The sequence below is a fragment of the Bacillus sp. XB1 genome, from assembly GCF_053557995.1.
The window spans coordinates 36981-58503 of sequence record NZ_JBNRIL010000008.1 but is presented as its reverse complement, the minus strand read 5'-3'; the positions used below and the strand labels follow the sequence as shown (position 1 = coordinate 58503).

37 protein-coding genes are annotated in these 21523 nt (G+C 38.8%); 2 read left to right on the top strand and 35 right to left on the bottom strand.

From position 1 onward, the window contains the following. Positions 1-205: 205 nt before the first annotated feature. Complete coding sequence (locus tag ACK1U5_RS27065) at positions 206-424, bottom strand: hypothetical protein (protein ID WP_000901147.1); 219 nt, start codon at positions 422-424, stop codon at positions 206-208. Positions 425-594: 170 nt separating this feature from the next. On the opposite strand from ACK1U5_RS27065, the gene pdaB reads away from it, so the two are divergent. Further along, positions 595-1359 carry a polysaccharide deacetylase family sporulation protein PdaB gene (gene pdaB / locus ACK1U5_RS27060; RefSeq protein ID WP_000464705.1) on the top strand — a complete coding sequence of 255 codons (765 nt, stop codon included), beginning with the start codon at positions 595-597 and terminating at the stop codon, positions 1357-1359. Between the two features lie 117 nt (positions 1360-1476). Here the strand turns inward: pdaB and kbaA are convergent, their stop codons facing one another. Continuing rightward, positions 1477-2088 (bottom strand): KinB signaling pathway activation protein KbaA, encoded by a 612-nt coding sequence (kbaA, locus tag ACK1U5_RS27055; protein WP_001088526.1) that lies wholly within the window; start codon positions 2086-2088, stop codon positions 1477-1479. Between the two features lie 139 nt (positions 2089-2227). Between kbaA and gerD the strand changes: the two genes are divergently transcribed. Further along, positions 2228-2842 carry a spore germination lipoprotein GerD gene (gene gerD, locus ACK1U5_RS27050; RefSeq protein ID WP_000827296.1) on the top strand — a complete coding sequence of 205 codons (615 nt, stop codon included), beginning with the start codon at positions 2228-2230 and terminating at the stop codon, positions 2840-2842. Between the two features lie 174 nt (positions 2843-3016). Here gerD and ACK1U5_RS27045 read toward each other — a convergent pair whose 3' ends face one another. The 33 genes from ACK1U5_RS27045 to rplV form a co-directional block, all read right to left on the bottom strand. After that, on the bottom strand, positions 3017-4084 hold the full coding sequence (locus ACK1U5_RS27045) for an Mrp/NBP35 family ATP-binding protein (RefSeq protein ID WP_000628846.1): 1068 nt from the start codon (positions 4082-4084) through the stop codon (positions 3017-3019). Between the two features lie 144 nt (positions 4085-4228). Beyond that, positions 4229-4942 (bottom strand): N-acetylmuramoyl-L-alanine amidase CwlD, encoded by a 714-nt coding sequence (cwlD, locus tag ACK1U5_RS27040; RefSeq protein ID WP_000822439.1) that lies wholly within the window; start codon positions 4940-4942, stop codon positions 4229-4231. Between the two features lie 66 nt (positions 4943-5008). After that, on the bottom strand, positions 5009-5437 hold the full coding sequence (locus ACK1U5_RS27035; protein ID WP_001101005.1) for a DUF2521 family protein: 429 nt from the start codon (positions 5435-5437) through the stop codon (positions 5009-5011). Positions 5438-5599: 162 nt separating this feature from the next. After that, the gene (gene rpsI, locus ACK1U5_RS27030; protein WP_000079986.1) at positions 5600-5992 is read right to left on the bottom strand and encodes a 30S ribosomal protein S9; all 393 of its coding nucleotides are present in this window, start codon (positions 5990-5992) and stop codon (positions 5600-5602) included. 21 nt (positions 5993-6013) lie between these two features. After that, on the bottom strand, positions 6014-6451 hold the full coding sequence (rplM, locus tag ACK1U5_RS27025; RefSeq protein ID WP_001260793.1) for a 50S ribosomal protein L13: 438 nt from the start codon (positions 6449-6451) through the stop codon (positions 6014-6016). Between the two features lie 152 nt (positions 6452-6603). Then, a complete protein-coding gene (gene truA, locus ACK1U5_RS27020) occupies positions 6604-7347 on the bottom strand; it encodes a tRNA pseudouridine(38-40) synthase TruA (RefSeq protein ID WP_002098927.1) in 744 nt (247 codons plus the stop codon). Positions 7348-7361: 14 nt separating this feature from the next. Further along, the gene (locus ACK1U5_RS27015; protein ID WP_001186526.1) at positions 7362-8156 is read right to left on the bottom strand and encodes an energy-coupling factor transporter transmembrane component T family protein; all 795 of its coding nucleotides are present in this window, start codon (positions 8154-8156) and stop codon (positions 7362-7364) included. After that, positions 8144-9025 (bottom strand): energy-coupling factor ABC transporter ATP-binding protein, encoded by an 882-nt coding sequence (locus ACK1U5_RS27010; protein WP_000406535.1) that lies wholly within the window; start codon positions 9023-9025, stop codon positions 8144-8146. Before ACK1U5_RS27010 ends, ACK1U5_RS27015 begins: the two co-directional genes overlap by 13 nt. Continuing rightward, the gene (locus tag ACK1U5_RS27005; protein WP_000711759.1) at positions 9001-9843 is read right to left on the bottom strand and encodes an energy-coupling factor ABC transporter ATP-binding protein; all 843 of its coding nucleotides are present in this window, start codon (positions 9841-9843) and stop codon (positions 9001-9003) included. Before ACK1U5_RS27005 ends, ACK1U5_RS27010 begins: the two co-directional genes overlap by 25 nt. A 103-nt stretch (positions 9844-9946) precedes the next feature. Beyond that, on the bottom strand, positions 9947-10309 hold the full coding sequence (gene rplQ, locus ACK1U5_RS27000) for a 50S ribosomal protein L17 (RefSeq protein ID WP_000331490.1): 363 nt from the start codon (positions 10307-10309) through the stop codon (positions 9947-9949). Positions 10310-10344: 35 nt separating this feature from the next. Continuing rightward, a complete protein-coding gene (locus ACK1U5_RS26995) occupies positions 10345-11289 on the bottom strand; it encodes a DNA-directed RNA polymerase subunit alpha (RefSeq protein WP_000569643.1) in 945 nt (314 codons plus the stop codon). Between the two features lie 180 nt (positions 11290-11469). Further along, the gene (gene rpsK, locus ACK1U5_RS26990) at positions 11470-11859 is read right to left on the bottom strand and encodes a 30S ribosomal protein S11 (protein WP_000101798.1); all 390 of its coding nucleotides are present in this window, start codon (positions 11857-11859) and stop codon (positions 11470-11472) included. Between the two features lie 24 nt (positions 11860-11883). Continuing rightward, positions 11884-12249, bottom strand: a complete 366-nt coding sequence (gene rpsM / locus ACK1U5_RS26985) for a 30S ribosomal protein S13 (protein WP_000090788.1) — start codon at positions 12247-12249, stop codon at positions 11884-11886. A gap of 21 nt (positions 12250-12270) precedes the next feature. After that, positions 12271-12384, bottom strand: coding sequence for a 50S ribosomal protein L36 (rpmJ, locus tag ACK1U5_RS26980; protein ID WP_000868344.1), 114 nt, complete (start codon positions 12382-12384; stop codon positions 12271-12273). Between the two features lie 35 nt (positions 12385-12419). Further along, positions 12420-12638: a translation initiation factor IF-1 gene (infA, locus tag ACK1U5_RS26975; RefSeq protein WP_001029884.1), complete on the bottom strand. Its 219-nt coding sequence runs from the start codon at positions 12636-12638 to the stop codon at positions 12420-12422. A 68-nt stretch (positions 12639-12706) separates the two neighbouring features. Next, on the bottom strand, positions 12707-13453 hold the full coding sequence (map, locus tag ACK1U5_RS26970; RefSeq protein WP_000582539.1) for a type I methionyl aminopeptidase: 747 nt from the start codon (positions 13451-13453) through the stop codon (positions 12707-12709). Then, positions 13453-14103: an adenylate kinase gene (locus tag ACK1U5_RS26965; RefSeq protein WP_001048989.1), complete on the bottom strand. Its 651-nt coding sequence runs from the start codon at positions 14101-14103 to the stop codon at positions 13453-13455. Before ACK1U5_RS26965 ends, map begins: the two co-directional genes overlap by 1 nt. A gap of 56 nt (positions 14104-14159) precedes the next feature. After that, positions 14160-15461 (bottom strand): preprotein translocase subunit SecY, encoded by a 1302-nt coding sequence (gene secY / locus ACK1U5_RS26960; RefSeq protein ID WP_000490117.1) that lies wholly within the window; start codon positions 15459-15461, stop codon positions 14160-14162. Beyond that, complete coding sequence (gene rplO, locus ACK1U5_RS26955; RefSeq protein ID WP_000766081.1) at positions 15461-15901, bottom strand: 50S ribosomal protein L15; 441 nt, start codon at positions 15899-15901, stop codon at positions 15461-15463. Before rplO ends, secY begins: the two co-directional genes overlap by 1 nt. A 33-nt stretch (positions 15902-15934) precedes the next feature. Then, positions 15935-16117 carry a 50S ribosomal protein L30 gene (rpmD, locus tag ACK1U5_RS26950; protein WP_001085234.1) on the bottom strand — a complete coding sequence of 61 codons (183 nt, stop codon included), beginning with the start codon at positions 16115-16117 and terminating at the stop codon, positions 15935-15937. A 13-nt stretch (positions 16118-16130) separates the two neighbouring features. Beyond that, entirely contained in the window at positions 16131-16631 is a 501-nt protein-coding gene (gene rpsE, locus ACK1U5_RS26945; RefSeq protein WP_000554646.1) for a 30S ribosomal protein S5, read from the bottom strand. A 21-nt stretch (positions 16632-16652) separates the two neighbouring features. Beyond that, complete coding sequence (gene rplR, locus ACK1U5_RS26940) at positions 16653-17015, bottom strand: 50S ribosomal protein L18 (RefSeq protein ID WP_000628816.1); 363 nt, start codon at positions 17013-17015, stop codon at positions 16653-16655. 31 nt (positions 17016-17046) lie between these two features. After that, positions 17047-17586 (bottom strand): 50S ribosomal protein L6, encoded by a 540-nt coding sequence (gene rplF / locus ACK1U5_RS26935; RefSeq protein ID WP_000086558.1) that lies wholly within the window; start codon positions 17584-17586, stop codon positions 17047-17049. 32 nt (positions 17587-17618) lie between these two features. Beyond that, on the bottom strand, positions 17619-18017 hold the full coding sequence (gene rpsH / locus ACK1U5_RS26930) for a 30S ribosomal protein S8 (protein ID WP_000245511.1): 399 nt from the start codon (positions 18015-18017) through the stop codon (positions 17619-17621). Between the two features lie 29 nt (positions 18018-18046). Next, complete coding sequence (gene rpsN, locus ACK1U5_RS26925; protein WP_001085700.1) at positions 18047-18232, bottom strand: 30S ribosomal protein S14; 186 nt, start codon at positions 18230-18232, stop codon at positions 18047-18049. A 33-nt stretch (positions 18233-18265) separates the two neighbouring features. Beyond that, a complete protein-coding gene (gene rplE, locus ACK1U5_RS26920) occupies positions 18266-18805 on the bottom strand; it encodes a 50S ribosomal protein L5 (protein WP_001080831.1) in 540 nt (179 codons plus the stop codon). 26 nt (positions 18806-18831) lie between these two features. Continuing rightward, positions 18832-19143 carry a 50S ribosomal protein L24 gene (rplX, locus tag ACK1U5_RS26915; protein ID WP_000558200.1) on the bottom strand — a complete coding sequence of 104 codons (312 nt, stop codon included), beginning with the start codon at positions 19141-19143 and terminating at the stop codon, positions 18832-18834. A gap of 38 nt (positions 19144-19181) precedes the next feature. Then, positions 19182-19550, bottom strand: coding sequence for a 50S ribosomal protein L14 (gene rplN / locus ACK1U5_RS26910; RefSeq protein WP_000615912.1), 369 nt, complete (start codon positions 19548-19550; stop codon positions 19182-19184). Positions 19551-19593: 43 nt separating this feature from the next. Beyond that, the gene (gene rpsQ, locus ACK1U5_RS26905) at positions 19594-19857 is read right to left on the bottom strand and encodes a 30S ribosomal protein S17 (RefSeq protein ID WP_000004106.1); all 264 of its coding nucleotides are present in this window, start codon (positions 19855-19857) and stop codon (positions 19594-19596) included. Between the two features lie 20 nt (positions 19858-19877). Continuing rightward, positions 19878-20078, bottom strand: a complete 201-nt coding sequence (gene rpmC / locus ACK1U5_RS26900) for a 50S ribosomal protein L29 (RefSeq protein ID WP_000855718.1) — start codon at positions 20076-20078, stop codon at positions 19878-19880. Beyond that, positions 20068-20502, bottom strand: a complete 435-nt coding sequence (gene rplP / locus ACK1U5_RS26895) for a 50S ribosomal protein L16 (RefSeq protein WP_000928969.1) — start codon at positions 20500-20502, stop codon at positions 20068-20070. Before rplP ends, rpmC begins: the two co-directional genes overlap by 11 nt. 1 nt (position 20503) lies before the next feature. Then, positions 20504-21163: a 30S ribosomal protein S3 gene (gene rpsC / locus ACK1U5_RS26890; protein WP_000529956.1), complete on the bottom strand. Its 660-nt coding sequence runs from the start codon at positions 21161-21163 to the stop codon at positions 20504-20506. A gap of 3 nt (positions 21164-21166) precedes the next feature. Continuing rightward, complete coding sequence (gene rplV, locus ACK1U5_RS26885) at positions 21167-21508, bottom strand: 50S ribosomal protein L22 (protein WP_001148024.1); 342 nt, start codon at positions 21506-21508, stop codon at positions 21167-21169. Positions 21509-21523: the final 15 nt, after the last annotated feature.

The following is a 21523-nucleotide window of genomic DNA, read 5'->3' as shown; positions in this document are numbered from 1 at the left end:
CTAAAATAAAAATTGACGTTTCACGTTGTTTGTTTCGTTCAGTTTTCAAAGAACTACTTGGTCGCTCATTTGCGACTTCCTTATGTTAACATTTTCGTTTTTCGATGTCAACTAAGTTTTTCAATTTCTTTTTGTCGTTTTCTGCGTTTCCGCATCAGCGACGGTTATTAATTTAACATATACAAACTATTAACGTCAACACTTTTTAATAAAAAATTCTTTTTCTTACATAACGAATACATTCTTCTGTGTTAGCTACTCTCCGGAATAAACAGAAAATGATTTTATATCTTTCTTCCATGGCTTTTTTTACAACTTCATGAATACGCTCATCTTCAAAATCAAATAAAAGTTCCTCTAATTCTCTCTTCAATATGTATTCCATTTCTTTTCTCTCTTCTTTTGTCAACATCAGCCCAAGCAAACAATCACCTCAATAATTCCTTACGCAACAATAAACGTTCCGCTCATTTTCAATTATCACAATCCTATCATCCATTATATCCACTACTTACGATATTAATCCTTTGTTCTCTTTTTTATATTTACAGCATATATGTAACTGAAAAGGATTGGACAAAGGGGCGTAATATTATGTTTTTCTTTTTTATTACGAGTAAGAGAAATTTTAAACACATTAGCTTAATAGTGATACTGTCCTTATTTACAGCATGGCTACTCTTTTTAAAAACATATTCACATGAATCTGCTTTTTCAACTGCTACAGGCCCTAAAGTAATTTACAAAGGAGACACCGCTAAAAAGCAAGTTGCATTTACGTTTGATATTAGTTGGGGAGACAAAAAAGCAATTCCAATCCTAGATACTCTTAAAGAAAGAGAAATTAAGAATGCAACATTCTTCCTTTCTGCTGCATGGGCCGAAAGACACCCCGATATTGTAGAGCGAATCATGAAAGACGGACACGAAATCGGTAGTATGGGGTACAATTACACATCCTACACTTCTCTAGAGACAAATGAAATAAGACGAGACCTTTTACGAGCACAAGATGTTTTTACGAAACTTGGTGTAAAACAAGTCAAGCTGTTACGTCCACCTAGTGGCGAATTTAACAAAGCAACCCTTAAAATCGCAGAATCACTTGGATACACCGTCGTGCATTGGAGTAATAATTCAAACGATTGGAAAAACCCAGGTGTAAATAACATCGTTTCCACTGTCTCTAATAATTTGAAAGGTGGAGATATCGTCTTATTACACGCATCCGATTCTGCCCTTCAAACAAATAGAGCTTTACCGCTGCTCCTGCAAAAAATAAAAAGTGATGGATATGAGCAAATATCCGTATCACAACTTATTTCCAACACAAGTACGAAAAGTGAAGATGTGAAGTAGCTTCTTCCCTACCACTCTTCACGCATAAAAAGCTCTACTACCTTTCAAGAAGGTGGTAGAGCTTTTTTAATCATACCATTTCCAGCATTATAACTGCTGGTGTATAAAATCTCTCTATTAAGCTGATTTACTTGTTTTTCCGATTAAACGATGTAATACAAGTAATTGATATGCATTACATAACAATAGCGGTATAACCATTAAATATAACCAATCTGTATCATTAATCCGAAGCGCCGGTACCCATTCAAGGATCGTTACAACAACCATAAAGAACAGAGCTGGCACAAATGCTTTTTTATTTGTTTCTTTGCTTTTTACATAAGCAACAATTGCTCCAAACACAAATAATATTCCAGCAACAAGTATGTTATTCCCTAACGAGACTTCCCCATTTGCAATAAGTACAGATCTTAAATACACAAAATCAAATAATACGAATGCAATAAAGAAGAGCTGGACTGCATTCCATAAAGAAGATGAGCGGAACATCCCTAGTCCAAAACGGTGGATTGTTAAATATGCAAAGAATCCCATTTGACTTATAACACTAAAAATAAATCCTACACCCATCAGCCAGAAAGATACTGCTAAAATCTCCTTACCGTCGAAATTTTGAAAAAATTTATTGTACTTGTCCCACTCCAAAACAAAACCAATAATAACTGTGCTAATTCCACCAAGAAACAACGTCGTTAAAAATAGTCGTACCCACTTGCGGCTATTCACAACACATCCCCCATTATCCTTATATTTCTAATTAAATTGTATCAATGACAATTTCAAAAAGCTAGCCATGTTCATGTATAAATTCCTTAAAGATATTTATATTAAAAAGAGAGAACTGTGCTGAAAGGAGTTCCAACTTATGAAACGGATGCTATTCATTTTCGTTTCTTCTTTTCTACTTATCGCACTTGCAGCATGCGCACAAGGAAAAGAAACGAAATCCGAACTAGATTACGATCAAACAAAGAAAATGATTGTTGATATTTTAAAAACAGATCAAGGTAAGAAAGCTATTCAAGATGTATTAACTGATGAAAAAATGAAACAAGCACTCATACTAGATGAAACAGTAGTAAAGAAAACGATTGAAGATGCCATGGTATCCGATAAAGGGCAACAATTCTGGGAAAAGCTCTTTAAAGATCCTGAGTTCTCATCGAAGTTCGCTAAAAGTATGGGGAAAGAACAAACCCAATTAATGAAAACCTTATTAAAAGACCCTGAATACCAAGCAGGCGTTATAGAAATTATGAAAAATCCTGAAGTAGAAAAAATGATGTTACAAACAATGAAGAGTAAAGAATACCGTCAATATCTACAACAAGTACTAACAGAAACTGCTGAAAGTCCACTCTTCCAAGCCAAGATGATTGATATCATTAGTAAAGGTGTGCAAAAAGCTGAAAAAGGCGGATCTGGTAAGAAAGAAGCAGGCGGTGACGGTGGTTCTCAAGGCGGGAAGAAGGAAGAATAGTAAAAAATAATAACTATAATAACGAGTGGACAATTTATACATTGTTCACTCGTTATTACTTTATCTTGCTATTAACAGACGAAATGGCCCCCTCTAGTTAAGCGAAAGGTTTACTAGCAACAAAAGCCTTATTGTTGTCAGTAACAGGTGAACCCCACTGATTAAAGTTTCACTTTATTTTTGTGTAACAGCTGTTCTATCAATTACTGTTTCAGCTATTTTACTATAAATAATGCCCGTTGTATGTGTATCTTCATATACTGAAGGAGCAAAGTCTTCTTTATTCCAATCGGGTTGTTGTAGCGGAATGCGACCAAGAACATTCGTTTGTAATTCGGTAGCTAACTTATCTCCCCCGCCTTTTCCAAATACATATTCTTTCTCACCAGTTACCTTACTTTCAAAATATGCCATATTCTCAACAACACCAAGAATACTATGTTCAGTGCGCAATGCCATCGCTCCAGCACGCGCTGCTACAAACGCAGCTGTTGGATGAGGCGTCGTTACAATAATCTCTTTGCAAGATGGCAACATTGAGTGCACATCTAACGCAACATCACCTGTGCCTGGTGGCAAATCTAGTACTAAATAATCTAAATCGCCCCATTCTACTTCTGTGAAGAAGTGGTTTAACATTTTCCCAAGCATAGGTCCTCTCCAAATAACTGGTGCATTATCCTCTACAAAGAAGCCCATTGAGATTACCTTTACACCTAAACGTTCCACCGGAATTATCTTGTCACCTCTTACGATAGGACGTTTTTCTATCCCCATCATGTCTGGCACACTAAAACCGTAAATGTCCGCATCAATAATACCAACTTTTTTTCCTAAACGAGCTAAAGCAACTGCAAGGTTAACGGAAACAGTTGATTTTCCCACGCCACCTTTTCCACTCGCTACTGCTAAGAATGTTGTTTTTGAATTAGGTGACAATAAAGATTCACTTTGCTCTTCTTCTTGTTCCGGTGCAAACTGAGCTAATTCCTCTTCTGTAAATTCTGCAAAACGAAGTCCAACTGTTGCTGCCCCAAGTTCTTTTACTAACTTTACAATTCCAGACTGCAACTGCATTTGTTCCGCTGTACCGGTTTTTACGATTGCAATTTTGACACTCACATGTTCCTTCTCTGGCTTGACTGTTACCTCTTTAATTGCACTTGTTTCTTTTAATGTTTTATGTAAAAACGGATCTACAATCCCTTCTAACGCTTCAACCACTTGCTCTTTCGTTATCATAATTAGCCCAGCCCCCTGTATGAAAAATAACGTAATGTTAATTGAATTTATCTCTGCTTATCCTTGAAATAAATGCGTTTACATTTCCAGTATAACATATTTTCCGAAAACTTCGTTAACGAGAGAAGCTCAAAAAAATCCTCCTTATTCTGGAGGATTTCCTTTTTCCGTGAAATAACGTAATATACCACGGTATATTGCAGCTGCTACCTTTTGCTGATATTTCTCCGAATTTAACATATACCTTTCGTTCACATTCGATAAAAAGCCAGCTTCAATTAAAGCACCTGGTGTTTTAGAATACTTTAATAAATATACATGCGAAATTGTCTTAGCAGAACGATTCGTGTTTTCTAAACTTGTTCTCAATTCAGCCTGTATAAATTTTGCAGCACGTTCATTTTCAATCGAAGAGCGGTAATAGAACGTTTGTGCGCCTTTCGATCCACTACTAGTTAAAGCATTTAAATGAATACTTGCAAAAAAGTCTACATCAGGTTTATTGATGATTTCTACACGTTTTTTTAAATCCTCTGCTTTACGTCTACTATATGACTTTGTATCTTTGTTAGCTAAATCATAATCTCCCTCACGCGTTAAAATAACTAGTGCACCTTGTTCTTGTAAATAGTCTTGTACCTTTTTTGTAATTTCAAGCGTAATATCCTTTTCTATAATATCCTTTCCACCAACAGCCCCTCCATCTGGTCCACCATGCCCAGCATCTAATACAATTACTTTCCCTGATAAGGGTAAATTCCAAGCTCGCCACGATTTTGTAATTTGAAATTCTTGTTTAACTAAAAAAAATAATACAACCGCAGCGAGTGCAAAAGAGATAATTCGAATTCTCTTCATACCTTTCCTCCTCCAGCTAGTCCCTCTAATTACTTATATGGGACAAGAGGAAAGTTTATGCTTGTCTTAATGAAGCTTTAATCGATATCTTCTTTCACCTTTTTCATACCCTTCTTGCCACCACAATCCTATAAACTGCTGACAAGATTCAAAAAGTAATTCCTCATCTTTCAACTTTATTTCTCGCATAGTCATACTCGTTAAAAATTGAAATAGCGTTTCAGTTAATTGTTGTTCTTCTTCTAAAGCTCTATATTTCACATCAAAAAACGATTCACCATAATAACCAAATTTACTGTATCTCGCTCCTAATAAATAAGATTCTATCCCTAATTCAATACAGTAATCTTCATACTGACGATGAAGCTCTTGCATTTGAAAGGCATCACGAATATTTGAACGCAATGTTTTTAATGATAATTCCCGCAACATCTTCCGCTCGTATTTTAACTGCTTTTCTTTTTGTTTTTCTTGTAAGCTGACAATGACATTCATAGTACTTATAAACCTCCCTAATACGTATTAGTCTAAACTTCTAAAGAAGAAGCATACGCGTGGCGGTAGCACTAAAATATTCCAAGCTATAAAAATTGCAAAAGAAGAATGAAACATAAAAAAACCCCAACCAAAATGGTTGGGGTTTGTAGTTCGCAAAAATTAACGTTTTGAGAACTGAGGTGCACGACGTGCGCCTTTAAGACCGTATTTTTTACGCTCTTTCATACGTGCGTCACGAGTTAATAGACCTGCACGTTTTAGTGTTAGACGGTATTCTGGATCAGCTTTTAATAAAGCGCGAGAAATACCGTGACGAATAGCACCAGCTTGACCAGTGTATCCACCACCATTTACGTTTACAAGTACATCGTAGTTACCTAAAGTTTCTGTTGCAACTAGAGGTTGTTTCACTACTTCACGTAATGCAGCAAATGGGATATAGTTTTCAAAATCACGACCGTTAATGATAACGCGTCCTTCGCCTGGAACTAGGCGTACGCGCGCTACTGAACTCTTACGACGTCCAGTGCCATAGTATTGAACCTGTGCCAAAGTAAGCCCTCCTTTAATTAATTATCCGCGAAGTTCGTAAACTTCTGGTTTTTGTGCTTGGTGTGGATGCTCTGCTCCAGCATACACGTTAAGTTTCTTAGAAACTTGACGGCCTAAGCGTCCTTTTGGAAGCATGCCTTTAATTGCAAGCTCTAACATTTGTACAGGGTAGTTTGTACGCATTTCAAGAGCTGTTCTTTGCTTAAGTCCACCTGGGTGGTTAGTGTGACGGTAGTAAATTTTATCGTTTAATTTATTACCTGTTAAATGAATTTTCTCAGCGTTAATAATAATTACATGATCACCCGTGTCAACGTGTGGTGTAAATGTAGGTTTGTTTTTACCACGTAAAATGGATGCTACTTCACTAGCAAGGCGACCTAAAGTTTGACCTTCAGCATCAACCACATACCATTTACGCTCAACTTCGTTAGCTTTTGCCATAAAAGTCGTACGCATGTGTTTCCCTCCTCGTTATCTTTTCCATAGAAAAAATCTATTGTTTATCTTAAACACGATTTCCTTCCGGGGCTAATCGTGGTTTTAGAAACAATACCATATGTTATGATATACTTTTGAGTTTCTAATGTCAAGCAAATGTTACACCAGGATTAGTTGTTATAGTTTACCTCCCATAAGTAAAGCCCATGACCTGGAGCCATCTTTCCAGCAAACTGACGATTTTGTTTCGCTAAAATCTCTGGAATGCTATCAGGATCAAGCTTTCCTTGCCCTACGCTAAGTAACGTACCAACAATAATTCTGACCATATTATATAAAAATCCATTACCTACAAAACGAAAAATTATTTCATCATTTTGTTCAATTAACTCGATTTCATAAATTGTTCGCACTTTATCTTTTTTGTCAGTTTTTGCCGAACAAAAAGAAGTGAAATCATGTGTTCCAATAAAATAAGGAATTGCTTTTCTTATAGAGTTGATTTCGAGCGGGTATGGATATTGATATACGTAATTTCTACGGAATACATCCGCAGTCTTTGATAATAATACACGATAACGATATTCTTTTTTCTCAACACCGTAACGTGCATGAAATTCTTCTGTTTTTTTCTCTACTTGCCTAATAACAATATCATCTGGCAACATTGTGTTTAAAGCATTAATCCATTGCCACTCTTCAAGAGACAAAGGAGTATCAAAGTGTATTACTTGTCCTTTTGCATGAACTGTAGAATCTGTTCTACCAGATGCCTGAACACGAACAAGTTCTCCCTTATGCAATTTCTGCAATGCTTTTTCTATCTCCTGTTGAACAGTACGATGGTTCGGCTGAATTTGATAACCACAAAAATGCATGCCATCATATGCAACCGTACATTTTATTCTATCCATTTCTCTATTCTCCATTACGATCGCACCCATGCCAAAATACAAGCTAAACAAAATAAGCTGACAATCGTTACTGTATCGCTTGTTTTCCAGCGTAGTTGCCTAAATTTAGTACGTCCTTCACCACTTTGATATCCACGAGCTTCCATCGCAATGGCTAAGTCCTCTGCACGCTTAAAAGCACTGATAAACAGAGGAACGAGCAGTGAAATAATAGCTTTCATTCTATCTTTTATCGGTCCCCCGGCAAAATCAATACCACGTGACGCTTGTGCTTTCATTATTTTACTCGTTTCATCCATTAATGTCGGGATAAAACGAAGAGAAATTGACATCATTAATGCGATTTCATGAACAGGAACCTTTATACGCTTCAACGGCTTTAATAACGTCTCCAAACCATCTGTAATTTCAATAGGTGTCGTCGTTAACGTTAATAATGTCGTCATTAAAATAATAACGAAGAATCGTACAGAAATGTATATCCCTTGCTCTAATCCTTTTTCATATATCGAAAACCAACCAAGCTGGAATAGTACATCCCCCTCCTTATTTGTAAAAATATGCAGGAAAAATGTAAAAAGAAAAATCCATAAAATTGGTTTTAAGCCCGAAAGTACATAACGAATCGGCACTTTTGCAAAAAATAAAGCAATGAGTGCATATAAAAATAAAAATCCATATGAAATCGCATTATTTGCTAAGAAAACAACAAATACATATAAAAAGACAATCAGCAGCTTCGTACGTGGATCAAGTTGATGAATAAGTGAATTCCCCGGGATATATCTCCCAATAATCAACTGCTGCATGATTCATGACCACCTTTTCGTAACACCTGCACAACTTCATGAGTAAGATCCTCTAAAGATAAGGTAGCCTTTGGAATTGAAATACCAAACTTCTCTTCAATTGCACGTTTATACTTTAATGACATAGGAAGATCCACACCAATTTTCTCTAGTTCATCGGCATGTGAAAATACTTCCTCTGCACTTCCTTGCAAAAAGACCGTTCCTTTATGCATAACTACAATCTGCTCCGCATACTGAGCAGCATCCTCCATATTATGCGTTACAAGGATAACTGTAAGCCCCTTTTCCTTGTGCAGCTTATAAAACATCTCCATAAGTTCGTTCTGCCCTTTTGGATCTAGTCCTGCTGTAGGTTCATCTAATACAAGCACTTCAGGTTCCATCGCCAGTACACCCGCTATAGCAACACGTCTCATTTGTCCACCACTTAATTCGAACGGAGAACGTGTTAACAGTTCCGGTTCTAGCCCTACAAGTTCAATTGCCTTTCTAGCCTTTTGCCTTGCTTCGTCTACAGATACTCCAAAATTAGTAGGGCCGAAACAAATATCTTTCTCCACAGTCTCTTCAAACAACTGATGTTCTGGGAATTGAAAGACAACCCCTACTTTTTTACGTAGTGGCTTTAACTTTTTTTCTTTCTTTCCTGCCGAAATCAAATGTTCACCAATTTGAACTGTACCATTTGTCGGCTGCAATAAACCATTTAAATGTTGAATCATCGTTGACTTACCTGAACCAGTATGACCAATAATGGCATAATAGCCCCCACTTGGAAACGACACATCTACATCATAAAGTGCGCGTCTTTCAAATGGAGTTTTATATTGATAACGATGCTCTACTTTTTGGAATGTAATCTCCAAAGTTCGTTCACCAAGCTTTCCATTGTAAGATGCGTATTTTGCAAGAGAATTTCATTTCTTTTTAATAATTCTGCTATTTTCACTGAAAACGGTACATCTAAGCCAATTTCTTGGAGCATATGAGAGGATTTGAAAATTTTTTCTGGAGTCCCTTCCTCTAATATTTCTCCCTTATTTAAAATAATGACACGATCTGACTGTGCCGCTTCTTCTAAATCGTGCGTAATCGATAACACGGTAATACCTTTTTGAGTAACAAGTTGTCTAACCGTTTCTACTACTTCACGTCTCCCTTGAGGGTCTAACATTGACGTTGCTTCATCTAATATTAAAATAGATGGTTGAAGTGCTAAAACGCCTGCTATTGCCACTCGCTGCTTTTGCCCACCAGATAAGGAATGAGGCTCATCATTAAGAAAATCTTCCATACGGACAAGTCGCAAGGCCTGTTCTAATCTTTCAATCATTTGTTCTCTTGGCATTCCGATATTCTCTAAGCCAAATACAACATCATCTTGCACTGTTGTTCCAACAAATTGATTATCTGGATTTTGAAATACCATTCCAATTTGTTTTCGAACATCCCATACCGTTTCCTCTGATAAAACCATTGTATCATTTACTGTAATAGTCCCTGCTTCTGGCAAAAACAAACCATTCAATAATTTTGCAAGTGTAGACTTTCCTGAACCGTTTTGTCCAATAATAGATACCCACTCTCCCTCATATAAGGAAAATGAAACATCTTTTAATGCATAAGTGGCTGCCCCAGGATATTGAAATGATATATTTTCTATCCGAAGTTTCTCTTTTTTCAATAGAAGGCACCCTTTCCTTCGCACAGTTAGCCTATTTTTATATTTAAAAAAAAGGGCCATGACCAGTTTCTTGAAAAGAACTGTCCTGCCCTTTTAATTATCATTATACTAACTCGATAATTACCATTGGTGCTGCGTCTCCGCGACGTGGACCAATTTTTGCAATACGAGTGTATCCGCCTTGGCGCTCAGCATAGCGTGGAGCTACATCAGCGAATAGTTTTTGAAGTGCATCTTGACCAGTCTCAGCGTTAGCTACTTCATTGCGAATGAAAGCTGCTGCTTGACGACGAGCATGAAGATCTCCGCGTTTACCTAAAGTGATCATTTTTTCCACTACAGAACGAAGTTCTTTTGCACGAGTTTCTGTCGTTTGGATGCGCTCGTTGATAATTAAATCAGTAGCTAAATCACGTAACATAGCTTTACGTTGCGCACTTGTACGGCCTAATTTTCTGTATGCCATTCGTAGTTCCCTCCTTTGTTGATGGGTTTAAATCCTCAGTCGTCTTTACGTAAACCTAAACCTAATTCCTCAAGTTTATGTTTAACTTCTTCTAAGGATTTACGTCCTAAGTTACGAACTTTCATCATATCTTCTTCTGTTTTGTTCGCAAGCTCTTGTACAGTATTAATTCCTGCACGTTTTAGGCAATTATAAGAACGAACAGAAAGGTCTAGTTCTTCGATAGTCATCTCAAGAACTTTCTCTTTTTGATCTTCTTCCTTCTCGACCATAATCTCAGCATTTTGTGCTTCATCAGTTAAACCAACAAAGATATTTAAATGCTCAGTTAAGATTTTGGCACCTAAAGAGATAGCTTCTTTTGGCCCGATGCTTCCATCCGTCCATACATCAAGCGTAAGCTTATCATAATTAGCCACTTGTCCGACACGTGTCTTTTCCACTTGGTAAGTCACACGTGATACTGGAGTATAAATAGAATCAATAGGAATTACTCCTATTGGTTGATCTTCGCTTTTATTTGCATCAGCTGGCGTATACCCACGGCCACGCTTTGCAGTTAAACGCACGCGGAAATGCGCATCTTTTGCTAACGTTGCAATGTGTAAATCTGGATTTAAGATTTCTACATCACTATCGTGAGTAATATCAGCAGCTGTGACAATACCTTCGCCCTGTACATCAATTTCCAACGTCTTCTCTTCTTCAGAGTAGATTTTAAGAGCTAACTTTTTCAAGTTTAAGATGATCGTCGTAACGTCTTCTACTACGCCCTCAACTGTTGAAAATTCATGTAATACGCCATCGATTTGGATAGCAGTAACAGCGGCACCAGGGAGTGAGGATAAAAGAATACGACGTAAGGAGTTACCCAAAGTAGTACCATATCCACGCTCAAGCGGTTCAATTACGAATTTACCATATTTAGCATCTTCGTTAAGTTCAACCGTTTCGATTTTCGGCTTTTCGATTTCAATCATTAACTAAACCCTCCTTCAAAACGTCGAAACCCCGGTTAAACAAAGGTATAACCCCTGTCTAACCGAAAGTCCCCCTTAGGCAGTTCCCGATTGTGCACAACAAGCGATGTTTCTGTACGAAATTTCTCGATAATGCATCATATCCATTATAGACAAAAGGGAAAATTCTATACAGAAAAATTACACACGACGACGTTTTGGTGGACGACATCCATTATGAGGAACTGGAGTAACATCTCTAATTGCTGTTACTTCTAGACCTGCAGCTTGAAGAGCACGAATTGCAGCTTCACGACCAGCACCAGGACCTTTAACAGTAACCTCTAAAGTTTTTAAACCGTGTTCCATTGCAGCTTTAGCAGCAGTTTCAGCAGCCATTTGCGCAGCGAATGGAGTAGATTTACGAGATCCACGGAAACCAAGTGCACCAGCACTAGACCAAGAAAGTGCGTTACCGTGAGTATCTGTAAGTGTTACGATTGTGTTGTTGAAAGTAGAACGAATATGAGCTATACCAGCTTCAATATTCTTTTTCACACGTTTTTTACGAGTGTTTGTTTTACGTGCCATTGTTAGTTCAACCTCCTTTACTTATTATTTCTTTTTATTTGCTACTGTACGACGTGGACCTTTACGTGTACGAGCATTGTTTTTAGAGTTTTGACCACGAACTGGTAAACCACGACGGTGACGAAGACCACGGTAAGAACCGATCTCCATTAGACGTTTGATGTTAAGAGATACTTCACGACGAAGGTCTCCCTCAACTTTAATACGATCGATGATATCACGGATACGTCCTAATTCGTCTTCCGTTAAATCACGAACTCGTGTTTCTTCAGAAATACCTGCTTCAGCAAGAATTTTTTCAGCAGTTGTGCGACCAATGCCGAATACGTAAGTTAAAGAAATAACAACGCGTTTGTCTCGAGGAATATCTACACCTGCGATACGTGCCATTACGAATGCACCTCCTTCTGATTAACCTTGTTTTTGTTTATGTTTAGGGTTTTCACAAATAACCATTACTTTTCCACGTCTACGAATAACTTTACATTTTTCGCAGATTGGTTTAACTGACGGTCTTACTTTCATGTCTCGAACCTCCTTAAAGATTACGGAGTGCTATATTATTTAAAACGGTACGTAATACGACCACGATTTAAATCGTACGGAGATAATTCTACCGTAACTTTGTCTCCTGGTAAAATACGAATGAAGTTCATACGGATTTTACCAGAAACGTGAGCCAATACGACATGCCCATTCTCTAATTCTACTTTGAACATAGCATTTGGCAACGTTTCAAGAACGGTACCTTCGACTTCAATTACATCATCTTTAGCCATTCAATAGTTCTCCCTTCTTCAAATCAGTAACATTTTACACTGCTCTGAAATCCCGGAGAGCCAGCTACTTATAAAGTGGTAAGGATTTCGTATCCTGCTTCTGTAAGAGCAATCGTGTGCTCAAAATGGGCACACCATTTACCATCTACCGTTACCACTGTCCAGTCATCAGATAGTGTTTTTACATATCGTCTTCCTTGATTCACCATCGGCTCAACACAGATGACCATTCCCGGCTTTAATCTAGGGCCTCTATTGGGTGGACCATAGTGCGGGATTTGAGGGTCCTCATGTAAGTCTTGCCCGATTCCGTGACCAACATACTCCCTAACGATCGAGAATCCATTCTCTTCAGCATGGGTTTGAACCGCATGTGAGATATTTGATAATCTCTCGCCTGGTTTTACTTGTTCTAGACCAAGATACAACGATTTTTCTGTGACATCAAGTAGCTTTTGAACAGATTCAGAAATGTTTCCAACTGGATACGTCCATGCAGAATCTCCATGGTACCCATTGTATTTCGCACCAATATCGATACTGATGATATCGCCCTCTTTGAGCTTGCGCTTCCCTGGAATTCCGTGTACAAGCTCTTCATTTACAGAAGCACATATGCTCCCCGGAAATCCGTTGTATCCTTTAAAAGATGGCGTAGCACCATATTTTTGAATCGTCTTTTCCGCTATTTGATCGAGCTCTTTCGTTGTAATTCCTGGAGTAATGTGCTGTTTCAACTCTTGATGAGTCAAAGCAACGATCCTGCCAGCTTCTCGCATGATTTCTATCTCGCGAGGAGTTTTGCAGATTATCATTACGCTAAGCCTCCGATGAGAACATCGATATCAGCAAATACTTTATTGATATCTTGCTCACCATTAATGCTTTGTAAGTAACCAAGCTCTTCGTAGAAATCAAGCAAAGGTTTTGTTTGCTTAATATTTACATCTAAACGATTTGCTACAGTTTCTTCATTGTCATCAGAGCGTTGATATAATTCGCCACCACATTTATCGCACACATCAGCTTTTGCTGGTGGATTGAATTCTAAGTGGTAAGTCGCACCGCACTCTTTACAAATGCGACGGCCTGTAAGGCGTTTTAATAACAACCCTGAATCCACATTAATGTTTAAAACATAGTCGATTTTTTTGCCAAGATCTTTCATAATTTCTTCAAGAGCTGATGCTTGTGCAACAGTTCGTGGGAAACCATCTAGTAAGAAACCTCTTACGCAGTCGTCTTGACTTAAACGTTCACGAACGATTCCGATTGTAACTTCATCTGGAACAAGTGCACCTTTATCAATAAAAGATTTTGCTTGTAGACCCATTTCAGTTTCAGCCTTCATAGCTGCACGGAACATGTCTCCTGTTGAAATGTGAGGGATGTTATACTTGGCAACAATCTGTTCGGCTTGTGTACCTTTACCAGCACCAGGAAGCCCCATTAAAATTAAGTTCATCCTTGTTCCCCCTCAGAGTACATGAGCATGTAGGGAAGACAATTCTTCCCACTTACTCACTGCTTGATAAACCCTTTGTAATGGCGTTTTACCAGTTGGCTTTCTAGCTGCTTCATTGTTTCTAAAGCAACGCCGACAACGATTAACATACTCGTTCCACCGATCTGTGCAGATGGAGGAAGATTTCCCAATTTCGTAAAGATAACTGGTAAGATTGCAATCGCTGCTAGGAAAATTGATCCTACAAAGGTCAAACGATACAAGATTTTTGTTAGATATTGTTCCGTATTCTTACCCGGACGAATACCTGGAACATATCCACCTTGCTTGTTTAGATTCTCTGACATTTGCTCTGGATTAACCTGAACAAATGCATAGAAATATGTGAAGGCTACAATGAGCGCAACATATATGATCATTCCCACTGGGTGAGAATAGTTAAAGTTTGCAATAATCCACTGCGATACATCATGTTTCGGGAAGAACTGTGCAATAGTCGGAGGCGTAATTAAGAATGAAACAGCAAAAATTACTGGAATAACACCAGCACTATTTACCTTAAGCGGTAAATGTGTGTTTTGTGCTCCAGCATAACCACCATTTCCTCCTGTTACACGCTTCGCATATTGAATTGGGATCTTTCTAACAGCCTGTTGAATGAAAATAACACCCACAATAACTGCTAGCACAGCTAGTAAAATCAATGCAACTTTAACGATACTCATGAACAATTGATCTCCGATATTTTGAAACTGTTGCTGATACACTTGAGATATAACACTTGGGATCGCTGCGGCAATACCGCCAAAGATAAGGATGGAAATACCATTACCTACACCTTTAGCTGTAATCTGTTCACCTAACCACATTAAAAATGCAGTACCAGCAGTCAGTACCGTAGCAATGTATAAATAAGTGCTCCAACCTGGATTCAAAATTAATTGTCCACCTACCATACCGTTAAAACCGATTGACATACCAAACCCCTGAATAAACGCAAGAACAATTGTAAAGTAACGCGTGAATTGCGTTAATTTACGACGGCCCATTTCACCTTGCTTCGACCATTCCGAAAATTTAGGAACAACATCCATCTGCAATAATTGCACGATGATGGATGCTGTAATATACGGCATGATTCCCATCGCAAAGATGGAGAAGTTTTTCAAGGCTCCACCGCCAAATGTATTTAGAATACCTAAAGCATTTAATTGATCTTGTGCCTTCAGTACGTCTCCATTTGTAAATGGCACGGGGATAAACGTGCCAATCCTGAATACGATTAACATCGCTAAAGTGAATAATATTTTACGTCTTATCTCAGCAACGCGCATAAAGTTGGAGATTGTACGAAACATTAGATCACCTCAACTGATCCGCCAGCTGCTTCAATTGCTTCTTTAGCACTTGAAGAGAACTTGTGCGCTTTAACAGTTAGTTTTTTCTCTACTGCTCCGCTTGCAAGAACTTTAACACCGTCGTTTAACTTGCTGATAACGCCAGTTTCCAGCAATAATTCAGGTGTTACTTCTGTACCATCTTCAAAACGATTTAACGTTGATAAGTTTACAATAGCAAACTCTTTACGGTTAATGTTTGTGAAGCCGCGTTTTGGTAAACGACGGAATAATGGAGTTTGACCACCTTCGAAGCCAAGACGAACACCGCCGCCAGAACGTGCGTTTTGTCCTTTATGACCTTTACCAGCAGTTTTACCGTTACCAGAACCGATACCACGACCGACACGGTTACGTACTTTACGAGAACCTTCTGCAGGTTTTAATTCATGAAGTTTCATTCCCAGGCACCTCCTTATATTAATGAGTTATCCTTAAGCTTCTTTTACAGTTACAAGGTGAGAAACTTTGTTGATCATACCAAGAATAGCAGGAGTTTCTTCCTTAACTACAGTTGAATTCAACTTTTTAAGACCTAAAGCTTCTACCGTCGCACGTTGATCTTGTGGACGACCAATTACACTACGAGTGAGGGTAATTTCTAACTTTTTCGCCATTTGTTTTCCCTCCTTAACCTAGTAGCTCTTCTACAGATTTACCGCGTAATTTTGCAACATCTTCAGCGCGCTTAAGTTCGCTTAATCCGTTCACAGTAGCGCGAATCATGTTGATTGGTGTGTTAGAACCAAGAGATTTCGAAAGAATATCTTGTACACCAGCTAATTCAAGGACCGCACGAACAGGTCCACCAGCAATAACACCAGTACCCTCAGCAGCAGGTTTTAAGAATACTTCACCAGCGCCAAAATGACCGTTGATTGTGTGTGGAATTGTTGTACCAACTAATGGTACAGCGATTAAGTTTTTCTTAGCGTCTTCGATAGCTTTACGGATTGCGTCTGGTACCTCTTGTGCTTTACCAGTACCGAATCCAACATGACCGTTTTTATCGCCAACTACAACTAGTGCAGCAAAGCGGAAACGACGACCACCCTTAACAACTTTCGCGACACGATTTATCGTAACTACACGTTCTTCAAGTTCTAATTTACTTGGGTCAATGCGATGCATCAATTTTCCCTCCTTTGACCATTAAAATTGTAATCCAGCCTCACGAGCAGCTTCAGCTAGAGCTTTAACACGGCCATGGTATAAGTAACCACCGCGATCAAATACTACTTCTTTAACGCCTTTCTCTACAGCACGCTTAGCAACTGATTCTCCAACTTTCGTAGCAGCTTCAATATTGCTAGTACCGTTAAGAGCAAGGTCTTTATCAAGAGTAGATGCACTTACTAACGTTACACCATTCACATCATCAATAACTTGAGCGTAAATATGTTGGTTAGAACGGAACACGTTTAAACGTGGACGCTCTGCAGTACCAGTAAGTTTAGCACGTACACGTGCATGTCTTTTCTTACGAGTCGCATTTTTATCAGCTTTAGTGATCATTCTTGTCACTCCTTTCTCTCACCTAACGGGTTTACTTAGCAGTTTTACCTTCTTTACGACGAACAACTTCGCCTTCGTAACGAATACCTTTACCTTTGTAAGGCTCAGGAGCACGTACAGCACGGATGTTAGCAGCGAATTCGCCAACACGTTGCTTGTCGATACCTTTAATTACGATCTTAGTTGGTGCAGGTACTTCAACTTCAAGACCTGCTTCCGGAGTCATTTCTACTGGATGAGAATAACCTACGCTTAATACAAGTTTATCACCTTGTTTTTGAGCACGGTAACCAACACCGACTAATTCAAGTCCGCGTGCGAAACCTTCAGTTACACCTTCAACCATGTTTCCGATTAAAGCACGAGTTGTACCGTGTAATGCACGGTGTTCCTTCTGTTCAGATGGACGCTCAACTGTTAATGTATTCTCTTCAATTTTGATAAGCATATCAGCATTGAAAGTACGAGTTAATTCACCTTTAGGGCCTTTTACTGTTACAGTATTGTCTTCTGCAACTGTAATAGTAACACCTGCAGGGATTTCAAGAATCTTTTTACCAATACGAGACATGTGGTCACACCTCCGTTCGTTTTAAATATATATTACCAAACGTATGCTACTACTTCTCCACCAGTTTGTAATTGACGAGCGTCTTTGTCTGTCATTACTCCCTTAGATGTAGAAACAAGAGCGATACCTAATCCGTTAAGTACACGTGGTACTTCGTCAGCTTTAGCGTAAACGCGTAAGCCAGGTTTACTGATACGTTTTAATCCAGTGATTACACGTTCATTGTTTGCACCATATTTCAGGAAAATACGAAGGATACCTTGTTTGTTATCCTCGATGTATTCTACATCACGAATGAAACCTTCACGTTTTAAAAGTTCAGCGATCTCTTTTTTGATTTTAGAAGCAGGAACCTCTAATTTCTCATGACGTACCATGTTCGCATTACGGATGCGAGTAAGCATGTCTGCAATTGGATCTGTCATCACCATGTGTTTTACCTCCTTCCCATTTGTGGGTTTTACCAACTAGCTTTTTTAACACCAGGAATTTGACCTTTATATGCAAGTTCACGGAAACAAATACGGCAAAGTTTAAATTTGCGGTATACAGAATGCGGACGACCGCAGCGTTCGCAACGTGTATACTCTTGTACTTTAAACTTAGGAGTACGCTTTTGTTTCGCTATCATAGATTTTTTAGCCACGTTTTCGCCTCCTCTACTTAGCGTTGGCTTCCATTATTTTTGGAATGGCATACCGAATTGTGTTAAAAGTTCACGAGCTTCTTCATCAGTTTTCGCTGTAGTAACGATTACGATGTCCATACCGCGGACTTTGCTTACTTTATCATAATCAATCTCAGGGAAAATAAGTTGCTCTTTAACACCTAATGTATAGTTTCCACGACCATCGAATGATTTCTTAGAAACACCACGGAAATCACGTACACGTGGTAAAGAAACTGATACTAATTTGTCGAAGAACTCATACATTTGCTCGCCGCGTAAAGTTACTTTCGCACCGATTGGCATACCTTCACGAAGACGGAAACCAGCGATTGATTTTTTAGCACGAGTTACAACAGGTTTTTGACCTGTGATTTGTGTTAATTCTTCTACTGCGTTGTCTAACGCTTTTGAGTTAGATACCGCGTCACCAACACCAGTGTTGATTACGATCTTTTCGATTTTTGGTACCTGCATTACAGATTTATAGTTAAACTTGCTCACTAGAGCAGGAGTAATTTCCTTTTGGAACTTCTCTTTAAGGCGATTCAATGAAGTGACCTCCTTTCTTAAGAAAATTATTTATCTAATAATTCACCAGATTTTTTTGCAATACGAACTTTTTTACCATCTTCTACTTTGAAGCCTACACGAGTAGGTTCACCTGTTTTCGGATCTAAAATCATAACGTTAGAAACGTGAATAGGTGCTTCTTTAGTAATAATTCCACCTTGTGGATTTAATTGAGATGGCTTAGAGTGCTTCTTAACGATATTGACACCCTCAACGATAACACGGTTTTGCTTTGGGAAAGCCACAAGGATAACGCCTTGTTTTCCTTTGTCTTTACCAGTGATTACCTGTACTTTATCACCTTTTTTTACATGCATCTTAATTCTGCACCTCCTTAGCAAGGCAATACCTTAAATTATAGAACTTCTGGAGCTAAAGAAACGATCTTCATGAAGTTGCTATCACGTAATTCACGAGCTACTGGTCCGAAGATACGAGTACCACGTGGGCTCTTATCGTCTTTAATGATAACCGCTGCGTTTTCATCAAATTTGATGTAAGAACCGTCCGGACGACGAGCTCCGCTCTTCGTACGTACCACTACTGCTTTAACAACGTCACCTTTTTTAACAACGCCACCTGGTGTTGCTTGTTTTACCGTAGCAACGATAATGTCACCAATGTTAGCATATTTACGACCAGAGCCGCCTAATACTTTAATTGTTAAAAGTTCACGTGCACCAGAGTTGTCAGCAACTTTCAAACGAGATTCTTGTTGGATCATGTTATGAAACCTCCCTTCGGACTAAAAATTCCGATTCGTCTATTTAGATAATAACCGCTTCTTCAACGATTTCAACTAAACGGAAACGCTTAGTAGCAGAAAGCGGGCGAGTTTCCATGATTTTAACGATATCGCCAAGTTTCGCTTGGTTTTGCTCATCATGGGCTTTGTACTTCTTAGAATACTTAACACGTTTTCCGTACAAGGAATGAGTTTTGTAAGTTTCAACTAAAACTGTAATCGTTTTGTCCATTTTGTCAGACACTACACGACCAGTATAAACTTTGCGTTGGTTACGTTCGCTCACTATGCAAACCTCCCCTCAATTTATCGATTAATTCCGATCTCTCTTTCACGAACTACAGTTTTCATACGAGCAATTGCTTTACGCACTTCACGAATGCGAGTTGGATTCTCTAATTGTCCTGTAGCAAGTTGGAAGCGAAGATTAAACAACTCTTCCTTTAAAGCTTTAACTTTTGTTTCGATTTCGGCAGTGGTTAATTCACGAATATCATTAGTTTTCATTAGATTCACCACCATTTTCTTCACGTTTTACGAATTTACATTTCACAGGTAACTTGTGAGCTGCAAGACGTAATGCTTCGCGTGCTACCTCTTCAGATACACCCGCGATTTCGAACATAATTTTCCCAGGTTTTACTACTGCTACCCAGCCTTCTGGTGCCCCTTTACCGGAACCCATACGTACTTCTAGAGGTTTTGCAGTGTAAGGTTTAGAAGGGAAAATTTTAATCCATACTTTACCGCCACGTTTCATGTAACGAGTCATTGCACGACGAGCAGCTTCGATTTGACGGTTTGTAATCCATGAAGCAGCTTGTGCTTGTAAACCGAATTCACCGAAAGCAATTTCAGTTCCACCTTTAGCACGACCACGCATTTTACCACGATGCTCTCTACGATATTTTACGCGTTTTGGCATTAACATATTATTTTCCTCCTTCCTCAGAAGCTTTCTTTTTTGTAGGAAGGACTTCTCCACGGTAGATCCATACTTTTACGCCTAATTTACCGTATGTTGTATCAGCTTCAACTGCTGCATAGTCAATATCAGCGCGAAGTGTATGAAGTGGAACAGTTCCTTCACTGTAAGATTCTGCACGAGCGATATCAGCTCCGCCAAGACGACCAGAAACCTGTGTTTTAATACCTTTAGCACCTGCACGCATAGCACGTTGAATAACTTGCTTTTGTGCACGACGGAATGATACACGGTTTTCTAATTGACGAGCGATGTTTTCGCCTACTAATTTAGCGTTAAGATCAGCTCTCTTAACTTCTAAAATGTTGATGTGTACACGCTTGCCTGTTAATTGGTTAAGAGCTTTACGAAGTGCTTCAACTTCAGTACCACCTTTACCAATTACCATACCAGGTTTTGCAGTGTGAATTGTAACATTTACACGATTTGCTGCACGTTCGATTTCTACTTTAGCAACAGCAGAATCTTTTAAGCGTACATTAATGTACTCACGGATTTTGATGTCTTCATGTAATAATGTAGCGTAATCTTTCTCAGCGAACCAACGAGATTCCCAGTCACGGATAACGCCGACACGAAGACCAATTGGATTAACCTTTTGACCCATCGATTATCCCTCCTTCTTTTCTGATACCACAACTGTGATGTGGCTTGTGCGTTTGTTAATTTGGCTTGCACGACCCATTGCACGTGGACGGAAACGTTTTAACGTTGGACCTTCGTCAACGAAAACTTTTTCAACAACTAGGTTGTTAATGTCCATCTCATAATTGTGCTCTGCATTTGCGATTGCAGATTTTAAAACTTTTTCTACAACTGGAGAAGCAGTTTTTGGTGTGTGGTTAAGGATAGCAATCGCTTCACCCACTTGCTTACCTCGGATTAAGTCTACTACTAAACGAACTTTACGAGGAGCAATACGAACTGTTCTCGCTACTGCTTTAGCTTGCATTGAAGTGCCTCCTCT